Consider the following 19,247-nt stretch of genomic DNA (forward strand, 5'->3'; position numbering starts at 1 on the left):
ATTTATGATACAACTTTTTATAATATTTTTCAACTATGAATATACCTTTTATATCTATAAATTATCATTAGTAATTATATATCTATATCAATAATTTTAAATACTATTATTATCTATTAGTTTTAATTCTTCTGCTGAAAAATCTGTATTATCCATTGCTTTTAAATTCATTAAAATCTGTTCAGGTTTTGATGCACCTATCAAAACGCTTGTAACTATGTTATCTTTTAAAATCCAAGCCAATGCCATCTGTGCTAAACTTTGACCACGCTGTTTTGCTATTTCATTTAAATTTGCAATCTGTATTAATTTTTTTTCTGTCAAAATTTCAGCTTTTAAAAATCTTCCATCAGTCTTTATGCGACTATCTTCAGGAATACCTTTTAAATATCTATCTGTCAATAGTCCTTGTGCTAATGGGCTAAAAGCTATAATACCTTTATTTAATTTATATGCCATTTCCTTCAAGCCATTATTTTCAATAGTTCTATCGAAAATGGAATAACGATTTTGATTGATGATAAATGGACAATGCATTTGAGTTAAAATCTCACCAGCTTTTGCTAAAGTTTCACCATCATAATTTGATAAACCTACATATAAAGCTTTTCCACTTTGTACTATTTGATTTAATGCTCCCATAGTTTCTTCAAGCGGAGTATCTTTATCCATGCGATGATGATAAAAAATATCCACATATTCAATACCCATACGTTTCAAACTTTGATCTAAACTAGCAATCAAATATTTTCTACTGCCCCAGTTGCCATAAGGGCCTTCCCACATATCATAGCCAGCCTTCGTACTGATCAATAATTCATCACGATATTTTTTCAAATCTTGCTTTAAAATTCTACCAAAATTTATTTCTGCACTACCATAAGGAGGGCCATAATTATTTGCCAAATCAAAATGAGTTATGCCATTATCAAAAGCAGTGAAACAAAGTTTTTGCATAGTTTTAAAATCATTGTTATCACCAAAATTATGCCAAAGTCCCAAAGACACTCTTGGCAATTTCAAACCGCTTTTACCACATCTAGCATATTCTAACTTATTATATCTGTCTTTATCTGCTATATACATAAAAAACGCCCCTTTACTTTTAGTCAATATCTTCCTTATAATTATCATAATACTAATTCAAGTACGCTTTAAGTCAAGATACTACTATACTAAAGGGGCTTTACTATGGATAAACAATATTCAATTCGTGAAGTGTCAGCTAAATTCAATCTGCCAGCTTCTACACTTCGCTATTATGAAGAAGTTGGCATTTTAACTGATATTCCTCGCAATTCATCAGGCAAACGCATTTATTTAGAAAAACATATCAATCGTTTAAAAACTATTTGTTGTTTTAAAAATACTGGCATGAGCATCTCTCAATTGCAAGAATTTTTTCAATATGAACAGCAAGAACCGTCGCACATTGATGATATTTTAAAATTATTAACTAACCAAAAAAATCATATTCTAGAACAATTAGCCAAAATGCAACATGATTATACACATATTCAAAGAAAATTAGCTTATTATCAAGCTATGAAAACAGCTGTGGATAATCATACTGCATTACCTAATTGGCAAGATTATAAATGCGATAATTAAAATATAAGCTATAATAATTTAATTAGAAATTTTTCCTTAAATTATTATAGCTTTTTTATTTATTTTTTAACTAAAAATTTTTGTACAGCACTGCCATTTAAATAATTGCATAAACGACCTTGATAAAGATTTTTTTCTTCCATTTCTTTTACGATTTCATCGCGAATTTTCCACCAGCCTGTCTGCCAATTACTAAATAAAGTATTTTCAGCTGGTGCTCTACCAATTAATCGCTGTAAAACAATATTTGGAGATAAATGTTCTAAGAAATCAATTACTCTTTGTTTATAATGCTCACAAGAAATAATTTCAAATTCTTTATTTTCATATTGCTGAGCCATTTTTGTATTTTTTACGATATAAAGTGCATGTAATTTCACCTGATCAACACCAAGTGCAGAAATCACTCTAGCAGTTTCAATCATATCTTTATCATCATCCCATGGTAAATCTAAAATTACATGAGTACAACACAATAGACCATAACGCTTTATACGTAATACTGCATCAATATATTCCGCCAAACCATGACCACGATTTATTTTTTCTAAAGTTTTATAATTTATCGTTTGTAAACCTAGTTCTACGCAAATATCAATATTTTTTTCTTTGGCAATTCTAGCTAAAATTTCTAAATAAACATCATTTATACAGTCTGGTCTTGTCGCTATATAAATAGCCACTATATCATCACTAGCACATGCTTCTAATACATATTTTTCTAATTGCTCTGGTGGCATATACGTATTACTGAAATTTTGAAAATACGGTATGAATTTTTTCGCCTTATATTTAGGCACTATATGAGCTTTATTCATGCGAATTTGTTCTGTTACGGATAATTCTGGTGGCAAATTTTCATAACCTGCACCGATACTACCACAAAAAGTACAACCGAATTTTCCACATGAACCATCACGATTAGGGCAAGTGAGCGGTAATCCTATAGGTAATTTATAAACTTTCTCACCATAACGCTGTTTTAAATAATCGGAAAAGGCATAATATATCATTATAAATTTATATCTCCTTGTTTTATTTCTTGATAAAATACTTCATCATCTTCATAGGCAAAAATTATAGCATTTTCTTTTGCTTTTATTTGACATGATTTTGCTTCATTCATATCATAGGCAAAAACTTCTATTGAGAATTTCTTTTTCAAATCACGCCATGATTTAAATTGATAATTATTAATATATGGCAATGCTTTTTCACTCATATAAAAATCATCTGTTACTTTTTTATCTACTTCTTTCCATGGCAACATATCTATTTTTATCTTACCTTTATCTGTCAATAAAGCGTCGAATTTCAATACATTATAAATATATTCTTTATCTTTTATTTTAGAATTTTGCCCAATAAAATCATATAAAAATACGTATAAATTCTTAGGAGCATGCGGTGCTAAATGCAATTTATTTGCTTGCCAATATTGAGAAAAATCAGCAAAAAATGTATAAGCGTCTTGATTATATTGTTTGATTAAATTAATAATCGTATATTTAAAACGACCAGCATTATAATACAATTCCAATACATCTACAAAAATCTGTAATTTTCGCATAGTGGCATAATCCATATATTTGTTGCTGATTACTTGATATGGTGCTTGTGGCATATATACATAATCATGTTCTTGTATCAAATCATTCATTGCTGCACCTTTTAATAATTTCAAAAAGCCCACTTGAAGCATATCCGCTTGCAATAAATATACATCATTAAAAGATTTTGCAAAAGAAGTAATATCTTCATAAGGAAGACCAATGATTAAATCCACATGCAGATGAATATTTCCATAAGCCATGATAGATTTTATATTATTTGTCATTTCTTCCCATGGATTTGCTCTACTTATCTGACCTAGAGTTTTTAAGTTCGTAGATTGAATACCTATTTCAAATTGTACTCTTCCCTTTGGCATTTTCTTAAGTACAGCCTTAATTTCATCATCAATATGATGAGCCACTATTTCAAAGTGGAAATTAGTTCTGCAATCTTGTTTAGCAATAAATTCCAAAATCGGTAAATAATGCTTTTTATTTGCATTAAAAGTTCTATCTACAAATTTTACCTGACGAACATTATGTTTGATAAAATAACTTAGTTCAGCAAAAACTTTATCTAAAGAGCGATATCTTACGCCTTTAGTCGCACAAGATAAGCAATATTTGCAAGAATAAGGACAACCTCTTGAACTTTCATAATAAATTATCTTATCTTTTAAATTTTCGATATCGTCATCATCATAAGGGAAAATTATTTCATCTAAATCACTTACAGTAACTGCAATATTTTCATCAATAGTATCATCATTATTTCTCTTTGCTATGCCAGCAATTTTAATTTCTTCATTATTTTTTTTATCTAATAAAGCTTGCAATAAATCATGAAAAGCTTTTTCACCTTCGCCACGCACTACAAAATCCACCATAGGAAAATCTTGCATGAATTCTTTTGTAGCATACGAAACTTCTGGCCCGCCACAGATAATCTTACAATTTGGCAATAATCTATGCACAAGTGGCAATAATTGTTTCACTAATTCAATATTCCAGATATAACAAGAAATTCCTAATATATCTGGTCTAGCATCAAATATCTGATTTGCAATATCAATCAAATGATTATTAATAGATACTTCTAGCATCTCTATGTCACAAGATAAATCTTGGCAATTTTTGTATATATAACGAATTGCCAATGATGAATGTATATATTTTGCATTTATCGCGGTCAATAAAACTTTCATAAAAACTCCTCTTAACTTAATCTCTTATTTTTATCATCTTATTATTAAAATCTCATATCATAAAATAATACCTATATTATTATATATGTACAATGTATTTTTAGCAAAAACTAATGCAAGCCACTATTATTAATGATATAATAGCACTGTTACAATAAATTTAGTAACTCTATAAAATTAATAAGGGGAAGTATAAATGAAACTCGTTATAACTGTTATCGGAAAAGACCGTGTAGGTATTATCGCTACTGTAAGTAATGTTCTTGCTGAAAATAAAGTAAATATTATCAGCATCAATCAAAATATTATGAATGGCTTTTTCAACATGGTTTTAATTGCTGAAATGACTGACAAAAACATTAAATTACAGGATTTACAAAAACTCCTCAAAGAAAAAGGTGCTCAGCTCAACGTAGATATCAAAGCTCAACACGAAGATATCTTCAATGCTATGCATACAATCGGCTAATTTTAGGTATTCTTTATTAATTAACTAAAGAATTTAGGAGGAACTTTTGTGATTACTATTAATGATATTTTAGAAACTAATCGTATGATTACAGAAAATAAATTAGATGTTCGTACGATTACATTAGGACTTAGTCTTCGTGATTGTGCTCACCCTAATTTAAAACAATTTTGTGATAATGTTTATGATAAAATCACAAAATCTGGTGAATTTCTAGTAAAAACCGGTGAAGATATTTCCAGTGAATATGGTATTCCCATTATTAATAAACGTGTTTCTGTAACTCCTATTGCTATTGCTGCTGAAGCTTGCAAAACAGATACTTATGTTCCCGTTGCTGAAGCTATGGATAGAGCTGCTAAAGAAATTGGCATTGATTTCATCGGTGGTTTTTCTGCTCTTGTTGAAAAAGGTTACACAAATGGAGATAGAATTCTCATCAATTCCATTCCTCAAGCTTTAGCTACTACAGATTTAGTTTGCTCTTCTGTAAATTTAGGCTCTACAAAAGCAGGTATCAATATGGACTGCGTTCGTGAAATGGGTGAAGTAGTAAAACGCACTGCTGAACTTACTCGCGACCGTGAAGCTATTGGTTGTGCAAAACTCGTTATCTTTGCTAATGCTCCTGGAGACAATCCATTCATGGCTGGTGCTTTCCATGGTGTCAGTGAAGCTGAAAAAGTAGTAAGCGTTGGTGTAAGTGGCCCAGGTGTTGTAAAACATGCCCTAGAAGATTTAAAAGGTGCAGATTTTACTCAAGTTGCTGAAACAATCAAAAAGACTGCATTCAAAATCACTCGTGTTGGTCAGTTAGTAGCTAAAGAAGCGTCTCGTCGTCTTGGCGTGCAATTCGGTATTATCGATTTATCCTTAGCACCAACTCCAGCTGTCGGTGATAGTGTTGCTCATATCTTAGAAGAAATGGGACTTGAATCTTGTGGTGCTCCAGGTACAACAGCAGCTCTTGCTTTATTAAATGATGCTGTTAAAAAAGGTGGCTTAATGGCTTCTTCTCATGTTGGTGGTTTAAGCGGTGCTTTCATTCCTGTAAGTGAAGACGCTGGTATGATCGATGCTGTAAGCTGTGGAAGTCTTTCCATTGAAAAATTAGAAGCTATGACTTGTGTTTGCTCCGTAGGTCTTGATATGATCGCTATTGCCGGAGATACTCCAGCTTCTACAATTTCTGGTATTATCGCAGATGAGGCTGCTATCGGTATGATCAATAATAAAACTACTGCTGTTCGTGTTATTCCTGTTCCTGGCAAAAAAGTCGGTGAAACTGTTAACTTCGGCGGTTTACTTGGTCATTGTCCAATTATTAAAGTTCGCAGTGACTACAGTTCTGAAGCATTTATCGCTCGCGGTGGCCGTATTCCTGCACCTATTCGCAGCTTAACAAATTAATTTAAAAAAAAATAAAAAAAGTTGTTGACAAACGTTTAATATATAGATATAATATTAACTGTTCTTAAGGAACGCGCCCATAGCTCAGCTGGATAGAGCACACGCCTTCTAAGCGTGCGGTCGCAGGTTCGAATCCTGCTGGACGCACCATTTTGAAATTAAAGCCTTAGCTATTTGCTAAGGCTTTTTTGTTATCTAATTATAAAAATTTTAATTCATAAATAAAAAGAGACTCTATAAATTTTTTATCATTTATAAAGTCTCTTATTTTTTATTTAACTTCAATCATCATAGCACGAACTACATTTGGTATATCATATTTTCTTTTACCTGCACCTATACCAATTTTCTTTATGATAAATTCTTCTGGCAATCTCTCTTCTGTTTGTATACCCGCAATGATAGCAGCCCCTGTTGGTGTAATTAATTCCCCTTTTGTCTGTGTATAATGTAATCTTAAACCATGTTCTATAGCAATATTCACTACAGCTGGTACAGGAATAGGAATTTGACCATGTTGACAACGAACAAAGCCTTGACCTTCATATATCTTTGGACAAACAACTCTATCTATATTCAATTTATCTATACCTACAGCAGCAGCTACTATATCCACTATTGAATCCACTGCTCCTACTTCATGAAAATGAACTTCATCAATACTTACACCATGAGCTTTTGCTTCTGCATTAGCGATAATATTAAAAATTCTTATTGCTATTTCTTTTGCTCTATCCGTTATTTGAGAATTATTAATTATTTCTACGATTTCTTTTAAACCACGATGTTCATGGTGATGATGATGTTCATGACTATGATTATGGTGATGAGCCTCATGATGTTCACTATGTAAATAATCCATATCATGGTCATGATTATCTATATCCAAAATCACATTAAAATCACAAGCATCAAGTGCCATTTTTTTCACACGGCTAATTTCTATTTTATATCCATCTAGTGGTAAAGTCTGTAAATTTTCCATTAAATAATCTTTATCTACGCCTAAATCTAATAACGAAGCTACAAACATATCTCCACTAATCCCAGCATAACATTCCAAATATAATATATTATTCATAATCTAACTCCTTTATAGTTCATCTATATTATATATTAACTGTTAAACTTAACTTCATGTCAATAAAAAAAATGAAAAAACCTACTATAATAATTTAAATAAATTTTAAATCATCATAATAGGCTTTTTTATTATTTCATGTAATTTTGTGCTTGCTCATTTAATTTTTCTATTACTTCTTTAGATAATAAACGTTCACCATAAGGATAAGCCACTCTATTCTCCTTATCTATATGTCTACGAAGTAAATAAACATAAGACATTGTATTTGTAACTATCGCTAATTTTAATTTTACTGTAGGCTCTTTTTGATATGCTTTTAAAGCATTTTCTAATTCCCAGACATATAATCTAGCTAAATTATGTTCTACAATCATGCCATGATTTACTAAATTATTTGCCATCTCATCTTTTGTTTCAAGCATAGCTTTGAATAAAAGTTCTTCTTCTTTTTGATGATGAGTTTTATCTGCATAAACGCGAATAAATTCTATAGCCTTTGTATATTCTTCAATAGATATTTCATTTTTTTCCATCAAATCTATTGCCATACCTTCAAATTTATCTACAAATTTACTGATATTATCATGTTCTTCTCTTAAAATTTCAAATATATTCATCAAATAGCCTCTCCTAAATCACAAAAAATTTTATACTCAATTAATAATCATCTAAATTTCGTATATTATTATATAATAAATCATATTAGGTATATGTTGTTTTTCCAACATATTTTTAAAAACTTATAAAAAATTTCCATAGTATATACTAAATGATTATAATAAAATAAAGATTAGAGGTGATTTCATGTACAAACGTAAATATAAAGAAAAATTTCCTGTTATTGCCATTTGTTATGATTTTGATAAGACTTTATCACCTAAAGATATGCAAGCTCAAGGCTTTATTCAAGATATAGGCTATGATGTAAATAATTTCTGGGAAGAATCAAATGCTTTAGCCACAGCTAATGATATGGATACAAATTTAGCTTATATGTATAAAATGGTAGAAAAATCTCAAGGAAATTTTCGTTTAGATAAAAAAATACTTGCTGATTATGGAGCCAAAGTTGAACTTTTTCCTGGCGTCAAAACATGGTTCAAACGCATTCGCGATTATGGCAAAAAACATAATATCATCATTGAACATTATATTATCTCAAGTGGTTTAAAAGAGATGATTGAAGGTACTGTCATGGCTCAAGCTGGTGAATTTGAAAAAATCTATGCAAGCTCATTTTATTTTGATGATAATGGCATAGCCAAATGGCCTGCTCAAGCTGTCAATTATACAAATAAAACTCAATTTCTCTTTCGCATTGAAAAAGGATTTCTAGATATTAATGATCCCGCGGTAAATGATTCTATACCTGAGGAAAAAATTCGCGTGCCTTTTAGAAATATAGTCTACATTGGCGATAGTGAAACAGATATACCTTGTATGAAACTAGTAAATAGCTATGGTGGTCATTCTATCTGTGTATATAATCCTCAATTATCCAATATGGATAAAGTCATTAAACTATTTACTGAAAATCGCATCAAATATTTTGCTCCTGCCGATTATAATGAAAATAGTAAACTCGATTTACTAATGAAAAATATTATTGATAAAACCTCAGCTTTTGAAAAATTAAACCAATGTTATCTCAATGATAAAAAATTATTAACTAAAAAATAAAAGAGGCATATCGCCTCTTTTTTTATATTGCTACATCTACTTTATTTACTCTTTTCGCTTTTATTATCATTCCTATATAAAATAAAAATGCAAATAATGCCGCCACTGCTGAACACATATAAACCGCTCTAAAACCATATACTGGAACCACCATACCTAAGATATATGGTCCAATGCCATTTCCTAAGTCTAAGGCTATATATAATGTTGAGGTCGCTAAACTAAATTTATTTAATTTAACTTTTTGCACTGCAATAGTCTGCCCTGCTGATGGGATAGAGCCATATCCTATTCCTACTAAAACAGCTCCTAATAACAACATCAAATTAGATTGTGCCACCGCTATAGCAATAAATCCTAAAATCATAGTAAATAAAATCGGTACCATCACTACATGATTACCATATCTATCAATCATCACACCAGATATAGGTCTAAAAATTAAACAAGCAATAGAATATGCTATATAAAATAAACTTCCACCTAATAATAAACCAATAGTTTCACTATATGTACCAATATAACTCATTACGGCAGAATAACCAATCGCACCTAACAATGCTACGATAGAAATTGGAATAGCCGTAGGTTCAAAGAAAGTTCTTAAACGAAAAGATTTAACTTCTACACGTTGACGGAAACCTACTTTTATCTCTGTTATATTCAAAATAAAAGCCAATACAATTATACTAATAGATAAAATATCACAAAGAGCAAGTGCATATAATGGATTTATTTGAGGTAAAGTAATTCCTAAAAAAGGGCCAATGGCAGATCCTAAAGTAATACTCAAAGTAAAATAACCAATCCCCTCACCACGTCTACTTTCTGGAACAATAGATGCTACTGTAGTAGCAATAACTGTGGATGCCATACCATATGTAATACCTTGTACAAAACGCAATGTACATAAAAATAACATACCATCAATAAAATGATATCCAAATGTGCAAATAGCATGTATTATAGATGCTATTATCAACATTCTTTTTCTGCCAATAAAATCCATATATCGACTAATAAATAAACGTGCTACTAATGCACCTACAATATAAATACCAGAAGCTAATCCCGCTTCACTAACTGAAACGCTAAATTCCATAATAGCCAACTTGGTAGTATAAACCATTAACAAATAAAATACTACAAATAATAATAAACTATCCAAAATATTTAATACATAATCCTTCGTCCAAAGTTTCTCCATCAAAAACTTCCTTTCATTCTTATTTTAATTTATTTTTACATGAATACTAAGCTTATCATCTTTTATATCCATTTACAATAGTTTAACTAATATATAAAAAAAAAGAATAGATATTTATATATCCATATAAAATATCTATTCCTTATATATTTTTGTGTTAAAACATCTTATTGCTGTGTTGCTTCTTCATTTGTTGTTGTCTGATTTTCTTGCATTGGAAGCAAAGCAAATTCAACCACTTTATTATTTTTATCAAAGATAAATACCACAGCAACAATTTTTTCATTGCTAAAAGAAGTAATATATGTTACTTTATCTTGATTATCATAGCGTTCAAAAGAATAAAATTTTGTTTCTTTTAAATCACCAAATTTAGTTTTTACATCATTTTTTAATGCTTCATATGCTTTATTATTTATTTTAGCTTTTAAACCTTCATCAAAATTTGCTACAAATTTATCATAAGTTACATTATTTGTAGTAATACCACTAATAAATGTTTCAGCAACCTTTTGATCTTTATTTAAATCTCCACCATCAGCTGCCATACACACACTAGAAAATGCCATCATCATTACAGCTGCAAAAATTAATACTACTTTTTTCATTATAAAACCTCCTAAAGTTTTATTTATTTCTCACTAGTATAGCATTTAGATAATACTATTACAATATAATAATTAGCAAAAATACCTATTAATAATATTTATTATTAATAGGTATTTTATAAACTTACCAATATTATTTTTTCATGAAACTAAATAATTTTTTCATTACAGCCATTTTTCTTTCAGCTGCTATTTCATGCGATATATTTATATCCTTAGCACTATAAAGTGGATTTAATACATCTTTGAATGCTAACCATTCATCAGAAAATAGTGGGTATTCCATGGCAATATCCACAGCTTGTTGTCTTATATCTTCAATTACTGCCATATCATCTATATTTTTTAATACTTTTGCCATCATTTTGCCAATATTTTCCATTTGTGCTTCTTTAAGTCCTCTAGTTGTTAAAATCAAACTAGATAATCTCAAGATTTCAAAATTAAGATTTTCATCACAAGTAGATAATACTGTCGGTTTTACAATCAGACCTGCACTTTTTAATGCTTTATAAGCATTTTCACAACTAACACCTAATTTTGTAAGATTTACCAATACTAAATTAGTATCCGTTCCCTTACATAATATTTCTACTCCTTCTTCTTGTAATCCCTTTTGAAGAGCTTTAGCATTCAATACTACTTGTTTTGTATATTCTTTAAATTTTTCTGTAGTAACTTCTTTAAATATAACAGCTAAACTTGCTAAAATATTTTTTTTCAAAGAAAAATGACCTGTAGTAATAACTGTTTTATCAATGATATCTGCTAATTCTTTTTTACATAAAATAACAGAACTTTGCGGTCCCCTCAAAGAATCATGTGTTGAAAAAGTTACTACATCTGCATAAGGTACAGGTGAAGGTATTTGTCCTGTAGCTACAAGGCCTACATTTTGACAAATATCAAACCACATATAAGCACCTATATCATGTGCAATTTTAGCCAATCTTTCATAATCTATAACTCTTGGATAATTAACAGGAGAAAAAATTATCACTTTAGGTTTATTTTCTTTGGCTATTTGTTCAACTCTATCCAAATTTAAAATTTGAGTTTTAGGGTCAATACTAAATCTCACAAAATTGAATTCTAAATTTTTACTATTACAGTGATCACTTTTTCTATTATCTAAAGATAATATCGTATCGCCTTTTTTAGCTAAACTATAAAAAACAACGCGAGAAGCAGCTGCTATACTTTCTAAACGAATAACTGCATGTTCACTACCAAATAATTCGTTAATACGATTAATAGTGATTTTTTCTAAACCCGTTGGTTTAGCTTCGTCATGATGAGTTGTCAATGTATTTGATAAAATACTTCCTTCAAGATATGTGCTTAAAGGTGACGAATAATTTTCCTCTGGCATAAAAGATAAGGTATATTTTTGTCTTTGTAATTCTTCTTGAAAGAATGTATATAATTCTGTGTCAAATGAAGCAATCGTACTAAGAGCATTTTCTCTATCCATAAAATCATTCCTTTAACTATAAATAAAATCTAAATTAAAATTTGCTTACACATCACGGAAAAAATGGCCAGAAGAACGGTATTACAAGCATACAAACAACTAAAGAAACGATAACAAGAGGCATGCCGACTTTTACATAATCCATAAATTTAAAATGGCCTGGTATCAGTACCAAAGTATTCGGTGGCGTTGCAACTGGTGTTGTAAATGCACAAGAAGCAGCAATACCTATTGCCATGAGTACAGGATAAGGTGATGCACCTATAGATTGTGCTATAGATATACCAATTGGTGCTAATAATGCTGCAGCAGCTGTATTTGACATAAACTGTGTAAGACCACAAGATAAAATAAACATAGCTACAACAATAATCATTGGAGATGGATTATCTCCAATAATTCCTACTACACCATCTGCTATCATTTTACCTGCTCCACTTTTATCCATAGCAGAAGCAAGTGGTAACATACCCGCAAATAAGAAAATAGTAACCCAGTCAATACCTAAATAAGCTTGTTTTTCAGATAAACAACCTGTCAATACACAAGCTAATGCACCCATTATAGCAGTAGTTTGCATTGGTATGCCAATATTTTTTTCAAAAGCCATACCTAATACTACTAAGATTAAAATAATTGTACAGATTATCATCTTCTTTGGATCTTTTACTTCTTCGGAAGCTTCATCATTTTCTACTGTTTCTACATAATGTCTAGGACAAAATTTTCTACCTATACTCAGCATATAAACCATACCTGCTATAGATAATGGTATCCCAATATATGCAAATTCAAAAAATCCAAATGGTTCTAATCCTGTTGCTTGAAGTGTTGCACTCATTAAAATATTCGGCGGTGTACCAACCATAGTAATTGTTCCGCCAACATTTGCAGCTATTGCCAATGCCATCAATTGTGGAGATACTGGTATCTTAGCTACTGCACAGATTTGAATTACCACTGGCATCAAACAAGCTACTGTTGCCGTATTTGATGATACAGCTGATAGCAAAATAGTTATACACATTAAAGCTGCCATTAATCTATTTTCACTGGAACCAGCACTTTTTACTACTTTTATACCAATTTTTTGTGCAAGTCCAGTCTGAAACATCGCCGCTCCAATAACAAACATACCAGCAAATAAAACTACTGTGGAATCAGAAAGACCAGAAAATACTTGTTGAGGAGTAAGCACTCCCAAAAGACCTAATGCAATAGATGCACCTATAGCCGTAACCGCCAATGGAATAAGTTCTGTTACAAAGAAAAATGCTGCTACAGCTAAAACGCATAAAGTTATCACTGCAGGACTCATAAAATCCCTCCTATCAAATATTTTTTTAATTTATGCAACAACAATGTTTATTATATCATAAATACTCATAAATTCTAATATATTACGAAAAAAGATTACAAATTTTTAAAAATTCATAATAAAAATTATTTTTATCGAATTTATTGTCATTATCTTTAATAATAAAAAAATTATAAAAAAACTATTGCAAAATATATGAATGAGCAGTATAATAAATTTTGTTATTAATGACTCACTAGCTCAATTGGTAGAGCATCTGACTCTTAATCAGCAGGTTCCGGGTTCGAGTCCCGGGTGGGTCACCATTAACAATAATTAATTATGTAATCAAAGCAACTATCAATAATAGTTGCTTTTTTATTTTATTAAAAACTCTATAAAAAATTCTTATTCATCATTAAATTTTACCAGCTAAAATTATGAAAAAATCCTCTAAAGCTTGAAAATTAAGTATTTTTACAAAATCTATCAAAATAATATTATAGCTGGTAAAAAACAACTAAAATCCTTGTATATCAATACTCTTACTAGTATAATAAAAATCATAAAGATTGATTTTTCTAGCATTTAACTTTAACAAGTGTTGTATTTGAATTGGTTGCTAATGTTCTAACACCACCAGTAAAAGCACTATTTAACTTTAACAAGTGTTGTATTTGAATTACTTCAAAATTTTTATTTCCATCAACAATTTCTTATTTAACTTTAACAAGTGTTGTATTTGAATACGTTTGTATGATACTTGTTAGATTGTCTGTTATATATTTAACTTTAACAAGTGTTGTATTTGAATTAGTCAAGTTTACCGAACATCTCCATAAATTTATTAATTTAACTTTAACAAGTGTTGTATTTGAATTCCCAGCAAAAACCACCGATTGTTAAAGTTGTATTATTTAACTTTAACAAGTGTTGTATTTGAATTCAAAAAAATTCCTTTCTTGAAATAGCTTAACTGTAATTTAACTTTAACAAGTGTTGTATTTGAATTCTACATTGTATTTTTGCGGTGCAGGGGGAATATTATTTAACTTTAACAAGTGTTGTATTTGAATGAAAACGACATAATAAAAACACCTCTATTTTGTTGTATTTAACTTTAACAAGTATTGTATCTAAATCTTATCATTAAAAAATTATAAAAGGCTTTTAATAGATTTTATCTTCTATTAAAAGCCTTTTTCTATTTAGAATTATTTTTCAATTCCTCTAAAAATTTCTTATCATCTTTGCTTAATTCTACTTTTTCCAATAAATCAGGTCTATTTGTATACGTAACACGCAAAGATTCTTGTCGACGCCATTTTGCTATTTTAGCATGGTCTCCTGAAAGTAATACATCAGGTACGCTAAGACCTCTATACTCACGCGGTTTTGTATATTGTGGATATTCTAAAAGCCCATTATAAAAAGAATCTGTTGGAGCAGACTCTCCAGAGCCTAATACGCCTGGAAGCATTCTTGATACAGCATCGATTACCACCATAGCAGGAAGCTCTCCACCTGTTAGTACATAATCGCCAATAGAAATTACTTCATCAGCTAAATTTTGTACCACACGATTATCAAAACCTTCATAATGACCACAAATAAATATCAATTGATCAAAATTAGCAAGTTCTTTCGCTTTTTCTTGAGTGAATACTTTTCCAGTAGGGCACATCAATATAACCTTGCTATTTTCAATTTGCATTTTAGATTTAACGTCTTCTACAGCTCTAAATAATGGCTCTGGTTTCATCACCATGCCAGCACCACCACCATAAGCTGTATCATCAACTTGATTATGCTTATTAAAAGCAAAATCACGAGGATTTGTTATTTGTATATCTAAAATATTTTTTTCAATCGCTCTTTTAGTAATACTACAACCAAAAACTCCGCCAAACATCTCAGGAAATAAGGATAATATATCTATTCTCATAATTACACTTCCTGATTTTCATCCCAAATTACTTTCATAAATCCATCTTCAATATTTATTTCAGTAACTACTTTCTTTAACGCTGGAATTAAAATTTGTCTGCCATCTTTTGCTTTTGTAATATATACATCATTGCTACCAGTTTTCAAAATTTCTGTTATTTCACCTAAAACAACATCATCTTGATTGATTACTTGAAGTCCGATTATATCAAAAGCATAATATTCTCCATCTTCAAGCGGTGGTACATCACTGCGATTTATTTTCAATAATTTATTCGTAAAACGTGCTACTTCTTCACGAGAATTAACACCTTCTACTTTCATAACTACAAAATTTCCTTGATAGCGAGTAGAAATAATATTTATTTCTTTATCGTCTACATATGCTTTTTTTATAGTATTAAATCTATCAGGAAAATCTGTTAAAGGATATACTTTCATATCTCCTCTAACACCATGAGCTGCACCGATTTTACCAATAATAATCTTTTTATTAGTTGCGGATTTCAATGATTTTTTCATCCTCTACGATAATTTCAGTATTCATTACAGCTGGCATTTTATCGCCAACTTTTACATTAAATACATGTTGCATAGTACCTTGGATAATTTCAGCACCTAAACCTAAATGTTTCATATCAGCAATATCTTGTTCAATTTTAGCTTTTAATTTTAAACCTTTAGCTTTGTCTATTTCCATTTTTTGAACAACTGCACCAACTTGTTGAATATTATCTTCAGCATGTTCTTCTAAAAATTTTTTCTTTTGAATGTCGATTTTAGATAATTTTAAATCTACTTCAGCTAATTGTTTTTGCATTTTGTCTAACATTTTAGCTCTAAATTTTTCAGTAACTTTTACTTTAATTGTTACTGGACATTGTAAAGAAATGCTTTCCATAATTATAACCTCACTTTAATTGTTTCATTAATCTCATGATATATACTATCATATATATATTATAATGAAAAGATTTTAGATAAAGAGAAAGCCGAAAGTCGTAATCGACCTCCGGCTATTTTTATTGCAATTATTCGATGATATCAACTGTAACTTTTTTATTTTCACAGGAAGCTGCAGCTTTCACTACAGTTCTCATGGCTTTGGCTATACGGCCTTGTTTGCCAATGACTTTTCCCATGTCAGCTGAAGCTACACGCAATTTTAGCAAAACATGATTACCATCAACGATTTCATCAACAGTAACTTGTTCTGGATAATCAACGAGTGATTTTGCTATTACTTCAACAAGTTCCTTCATCTATTTGCCTCTTTCTTATTTCTTAGCATGTTTAGCTGCATCAAATTTAGTCATGATACCTTTTTTGCTAAGTAAAGATTTAACTGTATCTGTAGGCTGAGCACCTTTGAGCATCCAGTCTAAAGTTTTTTCTTCATCAATGTTGATAATAGCAGGTTCTTTTGTGGAATCATAGTTACCTAAGATTTCGATGAAACGACCATCACGTGGAGCACGAGAATCTGCTACAACGATACGATAAAATGGACGTTTTTTAGCACCCATACGATTTAAACGAATTTTAACTGCCAATGTTTTCACCTCCTTAAAGTGATTAAGTTATATTATAGAAGGTTTTATCTAAAGAAAGGAAGTTTGAAACCGCCTTTTCCTTTTTTACCTTTCTTATTTAACTGTTTCATATTAGACATTTTTTTCATCATTTTTTTCATTTCATCAAATTGCTTTAAGAGCTTATTGACTTCCTGAACTTTTGTTCCACTACCCATAGCGATACGCTTACGGCGAGAACCATTGATGATTTTTGTATTTCTTTTTTCCTCTGGTGTCATGGCTCTAATGATAGCTTCGATATGTTTGATTTCTTTACCATTCATATCGATATCCACATCACCAAGTTTTTTCTTAAGTCCACCCATGCCAGGTATCATACCTAAGATATTTTCAAAAGAGCCAAGCTTTCTCACTTGATTTAATTGAGATAAGAAATCATCTAAAGTGAATTCATTTTTGCGGAAAGCTTTTTCCATTTTTTTTGCTTCTTCTGCATCAAAAGCAGTCTGTGCTTTTTCAATTAAAGTAAGCACATCACCCATACCTAAGATACGAGAAGCCATTCTATCTGGATAAAATGGTTCTAAGGCTTCCAATTTTTCACCAGCACCCACAAATTTAATAGGGCAACCTGTAACAGCCTTAACGGAAAGTGCCGCACCACCGCGAGCATCCCCGTCCATTTTAGTTAGGATAACACCATCTAAACCTAAATCATTATTGAAGCTTTCTGCTACATTAACTGCATCTTGACCAGTCATAGCATCAACTACCAATAAGATTTCATGAGGTTTTACATCTTCTTTTATAGATTTCAACTCTTGCATGAGGTTTTCATCTATATGAAGTCGTCCTGCTGTATCGATGATTACAATATCATTAGCATGAGATTTTGCATAATCTATTGCTTCATTGGCGATACGCACAGCATCTTTACAATCTTCTTTAGCAAATACTGGAATATCAATTTGATTACCGAGTACTTGTAACTGTTTGATAGCTGCTGGACGATAGATATCTGCTGCAACCATCAATGGGTGTTTGCCTTGCTTTTTAAACATCAAACCAAGTTTACCAGCAGATGTTGTTTTACCTGCCCCTTGAAGACCTACCATCATAATAATTGTAGGAGCTTTTGGTGAAATGTTTATATGACTTTGAGTCTGCCCCATCAATGCTGTTAACTCTTCGTTAACAATTTTAATAACAGCCTGTGCAGGTGTCAAGGACTCTAAAACTTCTTGTCCTACTGCACGTTCTTTTATTTTTTTAATAAAATCTTTAACTACTTTAAAGTTTACATCGGCTTCTAATAAAGCTATGCGAATTTCTCGCATGGTAGCATTAACATCATCAGCTGTTAATTTACCATGACCACGCAATTTTTTAAAAGTCTCTTGCAAACGATCAGCTAAATTTTCAAAAATCAAATTTATGCCTCCTTGCTATCATTTGTTAACACAGAAATACGTCTTATTATATTATTAAGCCTGTTATCTTCTGATTCCTGCTTTAATGCTAATAAATCAGATAAAATTGACAAAAGCTCTGTTTTTTCTTTTGTCGAACGGGCTGCCAAACCTAATTTATCTTCATATTGCTGCATGATTTGCTCACTGCGACGCAACATGTCATAAACAGCTTGACGTGAAATTCCTAACTCTGCACTTATTTCTGATAGTGAAAAATCCTCAAATAAATGCATTTGTAGACAACGTTTCTGTTTGTCAGTTAGCAAAGCCCCATAAATATCAAATAAAGTGCTCATGTGCAAAAACTTTTCTAACATTTAAACCACCTGAGCTTTCATTATCTATATCTTTAATTCAATCTTGTCCTTACGACTTTGATTATTATATATGACAAAAAACAACCTGTCAAGTATTTTTACTTGTCAGGTTGTAAAAATTTTTAACGGCTCAAAACTTCTTGTTTTACTAGCACTTTTTCTTCATATCTATTTTTTTCTACAATTTTAATTGGTTGTTTATCCACTACACTGATAATTAAAAAGCTGATTATGCAGATAATCCATTCAAAATAAATTACATGTGGCAATACATGTATCTGAGGTACAAATTGCCATAAAACCAATCCTCTGAACCTCCCACAACTAAAGTCGCGGGGTTCTCGGTCAAGTATTCTAACGAATACAGTATCTCCGAGC

The 19,247-nt window shown here is 30.6% G+C and carries 21 protein-coding genes, 2 tRNA genes and 1 CRISPR repeat array; of the genes, 6 read left to right on the plus strand and 17 right to left on the minus strand.

All coding sequences use genetic code 11. The annotated features are described in order from the left end of the window. Nucleotides 1-96 precede the first annotated feature (96 nt). Nucleotides 97-1,086 carry an L-glyceraldehyde 3-phosphate reductase gene (gene mgrA, locus Q5I67_RS05355; protein ID WP_302486605.1) on the minus strand — a complete coding sequence of 330 codons (990 nt, stop codon included), beginning with the start codon at nt 1,084-1,086 and terminating at the stop codon, nt 97-99. Nucleotides 1,087-1,191: 105 nt separating this feature from the next. Between mgrA and Q5I67_RS05360 the strand changes: the two genes are divergently transcribed. Next, a complete protein-coding gene (locus Q5I67_RS05360) occupies nt 1,192-1,611 on the plus strand; it encodes a MerR family transcriptional regulator (protein ID WP_302486606.1) in 420 nt (139 codons plus the stop codon). Nucleotides 1,612-1,670: 59 nt separating this feature from the next. Here Q5I67_RS05360 and Q5I67_RS05365 read toward each other — a convergent pair whose 3' ends face one another. Both Q5I67_RS05365 and Q5I67_RS05370 read right to left on the minus strand, forming a co-directional pair. Beyond that, nucleotides 1,671-2,624, minus strand: a complete 954-nt coding sequence (locus tag Q5I67_RS05365) for a TIGR01212 family radical SAM protein (RefSeq protein WP_296897684.1) — start codon at nt 2,622-2,624, stop codon at nt 1,671-1,673. Then, complete coding sequence (locus Q5I67_RS05370) at nt 2,624-4,369, minus strand: B12-binding domain-containing radical SAM protein (RefSeq protein WP_302486607.1); 1,746 nt, start codon at nt 4,367-4,369, stop codon at nt 2,624-2,626. Before Q5I67_RS05370 ends, Q5I67_RS05365 begins: the two co-directional genes overlap by 1 nt. A 196-nt stretch (nt 4,370-4,565) precedes the next feature. Here Q5I67_RS05370 and Q5I67_RS05375 point away from each other — a divergent pair, with 196 nt between their 5' ends. The 3 genes from Q5I67_RS05375 (at nt 4,566) to Q5I67_RS05385 (ending at nt 6,398) form a co-directional block, all read left to right on the plus strand. Continuing rightward, a complete protein-coding gene (locus Q5I67_RS05375; protein ID WP_008538176.1) occupies nt 4,566-4,838 on the plus strand; it encodes an ACT domain-containing protein in 273 nt (90 codons plus the stop codon). Between the two features lie 48 nt (nt 4,839-4,886). Continuing rightward, nucleotides 4,887-6,248, plus strand: a complete 1,362-nt coding sequence (locus Q5I67_RS05380; RefSeq protein WP_296897689.1) for a PFL family protein — start codon at nt 4,887-4,889, stop codon at nt 6,246-6,248. Between the two features lie 73 nt (nt 6,249-6,321). Continuing rightward, nucleotides 6,322-6,398: transfer RNA gene (locus Q5I67_RS05385), tRNA-Arg, on the plus strand. Nucleotides 6,399-6,519: 121 nt separating this feature from the next. On the opposite strand, the gene Q5I67_RS05390 is transcribed toward Q5I67_RS05385, so the two are convergent. Together Q5I67_RS05390 and Q5I67_RS05395 are read right to left on the minus strand one after the other, a co-directional pair. Further along, nucleotides 6,520-7,329, minus strand: coding sequence for a LarC family nickel insertion protein (locus Q5I67_RS05390; RefSeq protein WP_302486608.1), 810 nt, complete (start codon nt 7,327-7,329; stop codon nt 6,520-6,522). Between the two features lie 131 nt (nt 7,330-7,460). Further along, on the minus strand, nt 7,461-7,949 hold the full coding sequence (locus tag Q5I67_RS05395; RefSeq protein WP_302486609.1) for a hemerythrin domain-containing protein: 489 nt from the start codon (nt 7,947-7,949) through the stop codon (nt 7,461-7,463). 187 nt (nt 7,950-8,136) lie between these two features. Here Q5I67_RS05395 and Q5I67_RS05400 point away from each other — a divergent pair, with 187 nt between their 5' ends. Beyond that, nucleotides 8,137-9,012 carry an HAD family hydrolase gene (locus tag Q5I67_RS05400; RefSeq protein WP_302486610.1) on the plus strand — a complete coding sequence of 292 codons (876 nt, stop codon included), beginning with the start codon at nt 8,137-8,139 and terminating at the stop codon, nt 9,010-9,012. A 22-nt stretch (nt 9,013-9,034) separates the two neighbouring features. Here the strand turns inward: Q5I67_RS05400 and Q5I67_RS05405 are convergent, their stop codons facing one another. The 4 genes from Q5I67_RS05405 to Q5I67_RS05420 form a co-directional block, all read right to left on the minus strand. Continuing rightward, a complete protein-coding gene (locus Q5I67_RS05405; RefSeq protein ID WP_302486611.1) occupies nt 9,035-10,219 on the minus strand; it encodes an MFS transporter in 1,185 nt (394 codons plus the stop codon). 167 nt (nt 10,220-10,386) lie between these two features. Beyond that, nucleotides 10,387-10,827, minus strand: coding sequence for a DUF3887 domain-containing protein (locus Q5I67_RS05410; RefSeq protein WP_302486612.1), 441 nt, complete (start codon nt 10,825-10,827; stop codon nt 10,387-10,389). A 133-nt stretch (nt 10,828-10,960) separates the two neighbouring features. Continuing rightward, the gene (gene glyA, locus Q5I67_RS05415; protein WP_302486613.1) at nt 10,961-12,301 is read right to left on the minus strand and encodes a serine hydroxymethyltransferase; all 1,341 of its coding nucleotides are present in this window, start codon (nt 12,299-12,301) and stop codon (nt 10,961-10,963) included. A 52-nt stretch (nt 12,302-12,353) separates the two neighbouring features. Then, nucleotides 12,354-13,619, minus strand: a complete 1,266-nt coding sequence (locus tag Q5I67_RS05420; protein WP_302486614.1) for an SLC13 family permease — start codon at nt 13,617-13,619, stop codon at nt 12,354-12,356. A gap of 229 nt (nt 13,620-13,848) precedes the next feature. Between Q5I67_RS05420 and Q5I67_RS05425 the strand changes: the two genes are divergently transcribed. Continuing rightward, nucleotides 13,849-13,924: transfer RNA gene (locus tag Q5I67_RS05425), tRNA-Lys, on the plus strand. Nucleotides 13,925-14,184: 260 nt separating this feature from the next. Continuing rightward, a CRISPR array of direct repeats spans nt 14,185-14,740; the repeat unit is 30 nt; unit sequence ATTTAACTTTAACAAGTGTTGTATTTGAAT. A 62-nt stretch (nt 14,741-14,802) separates the two neighbouring features. Here Q5I67_RS05425 and trmD read toward each other — a convergent pair. From trmD to Q5I67_RS05465, 8 genes are all read right to left on the minus strand, one after another. Further along, nucleotides 14,803-15,543: a tRNA (guanosine(37)-N1)-methyltransferase TrmD gene (gene trmD / locus Q5I67_RS05430; protein WP_302486615.1), complete on the minus strand. Its 741-nt coding sequence runs from the start codon at nt 15,541-15,543 to the stop codon at nt 14,803-14,805. A 2-nt stretch (nt 15,544-15,545) separates the two neighbouring features. Beyond that, nucleotides 15,546-16,055 (minus strand): ribosome maturation factor RimM, encoded by a 510-nt coding sequence (gene rimM / locus Q5I67_RS05435; protein WP_270385277.1) that lies wholly within the window; start codon nt 16,053-16,055, stop codon nt 15,546-15,548. Then, nucleotides 16,039-16,446, minus strand: a complete 408-nt coding sequence (locus tag Q5I67_RS05440) for a YlqD family protein (RefSeq protein ID WP_296899658.1) — start codon at nt 16,444-16,446, stop codon at nt 16,039-16,041. The genes rimM and Q5I67_RS05440 overlap by 17 nt, the downstream gene beginning before the upstream one ends. A gap of 130 nt (nt 16,447-16,576) precedes the next feature. Beyond that, nucleotides 16,577-16,807, minus strand: coding sequence for a KH domain-containing protein (locus tag Q5I67_RS05445; RefSeq protein ID WP_008538279.1), 231 nt, complete (start codon nt 16,805-16,807; stop codon nt 16,577-16,579). 15 nt (nt 16,808-16,822) lie between these two features. Next, nucleotides 16,823-17,098: a 30S ribosomal protein S16 gene (gene rpsP, locus Q5I67_RS05450; protein ID WP_008538280.1), complete on the minus strand. Its 276-nt coding sequence runs from the start codon at nt 17,096-17,098 to the stop codon at nt 16,823-16,825. Between the two features lie 44 nt (nt 17,099-17,142). After that, nucleotides 17,143-18,510, minus strand: a complete 1,368-nt coding sequence (gene ffh / locus Q5I67_RS05455) for a signal recognition particle protein (RefSeq protein ID WP_117976810.1) — start codon at nt 18,508-18,510, stop codon at nt 17,143-17,145. 2 nt (nt 18,511-18,512) lie between these two features. Next, the gene (gene ylxM / locus Q5I67_RS05460) at nt 18,513-18,869 is read right to left on the minus strand and encodes a YlxM family DNA-binding protein (RefSeq protein ID WP_018998919.1); all 357 of its coding nucleotides are present in this window, start codon (nt 18,867-18,869) and stop codon (nt 18,513-18,515) included. A 122-nt stretch (nt 18,870-18,991) separates the two neighbouring features. Beyond that, nucleotides 18,992-19,174 carry a hypothetical protein gene (locus Q5I67_RS05465; protein ID WP_302486616.1) on the minus strand — a complete coding sequence of 61 codons (183 nt, stop codon included), beginning with the start codon at nt 19,172-19,174 and terminating at the stop codon, nt 18,992-18,994. Between the last annotated feature and the right edge of the window lie 73 nt (nt 19,175-19,247).

The sequence above is a fragment of the uncultured Megamonas sp. genome, from assembly GCF_958438645.1.
Taxonomy (GTDB): Bacteria; Bacillota; Negativicutes; order Selenomonadales; family Selenomonadaceae; genus Megamonas.

Excerpts from the sequence above, each read along its gene's own strand:
- Q5I67_RS05370 (WP_302486607.1), bottom strand. The coding sequence starts at position 4,369 with ATGAAAGTTTTATTGACCGCGATAAATGCAAAATATATACATTCATCA.
- Q5I67_RS05440 (WP_296899658.1), bottom strand. The coding sequence starts at position 16,446 with ATGGAAAGCATTTCTTTACAATGTCCAGTAACAATTAAAGTAAAAGTT.
- Q5I67_RS05375 (WP_008538176.1), top strand. The coding sequence starts at position 4,566 with ATGAAACTCGTTATAACTGTTATCGGAAAAGACCGTGTAGGTATTATC.
- ylxM (WP_018998919.1), bottom strand. The coding sequence starts at position 18,869 with ATGTTAGAAAAGTTTTTGCACATGAGCACTTTATTTGATATTTATGGG.
- Q5I67_RS05410 (WP_302486612.1), bottom strand. The coding sequence starts at position 10,827 with ATGAAAAAAGTAGTATTAATTTTTGCAGCTGTAATGATGATGGCATTT.
- Q5I67_RS05360 (WP_302486606.1), top strand. The coding sequence starts at position 1,192 with ATGGATAAACAATATTCAATTCGTGAAGTGTCAGCTAAATTCAATCTG.
- Q5I67_RS05400 (WP_302486610.1), top strand. The coding sequence starts at position 8,137 with ATGTACAAACGTAAATATAAAGAAAAATTTCCTGTTATTGCCATTTGT.
- mgrA (WP_302486605.1), bottom strand. The coding sequence starts at position 1,086 with ATGTATATAGCAGATAAAGACAGATATAATAAGTTAGAATATGCTAGA.
- Q5I67_RS05420 (WP_302486614.1), bottom strand. The coding sequence starts at position 13,619 with ATGAGTCCTGCAGTGATAACTTTATGCGTTTTAGCTGTAGCAGCATTT.
- Q5I67_RS05390 (WP_302486608.1), bottom strand. The coding sequence starts at position 7,329 with ATGAATAATATATTATATTTGGAATGTTATGCTGGGATTAGTGGAGAT.
- Q5I67_RS05395 (WP_302486609.1), bottom strand. The coding sequence starts at position 7,949 with ATGAATATATTTGAAATTTTAAGAGAAGAACATGATAATATCAGTAAA.
- glyA (WP_302486613.1), bottom strand. The coding sequence starts at position 12,301 with ATGGATAGAGAAAATGCTCTTAGTACGATTGCTTCATTTGACACAGAA.
- Q5I67_RS05445 (WP_008538279.1), bottom strand. The coding sequence starts at position 16,807 with ATGAAGGAACTTGTTGAAGTAATAGCAAAATCACTCGTTGATTATCCA.
- Q5I67_RS05405 (WP_302486611.1), bottom strand. The coding sequence starts at position 10,219 with ATGGAGAAACTTTGGACGAAGGATTATGTATTAAATATTTTGGATAGT.
- Q5I67_RS05365 (WP_296897684.1), bottom strand. The coding sequence starts at position 2,624 with ATGATATATTATGCCTTTTCCGATTATTTAAAACAGCGTTATGGTGAG.
- trmD (WP_302486615.1), bottom strand. The coding sequence starts at position 15,543 with ATGAGAATAGATATATTATCCTTATTTCCTGAGATGTTTGGCGGAGTT.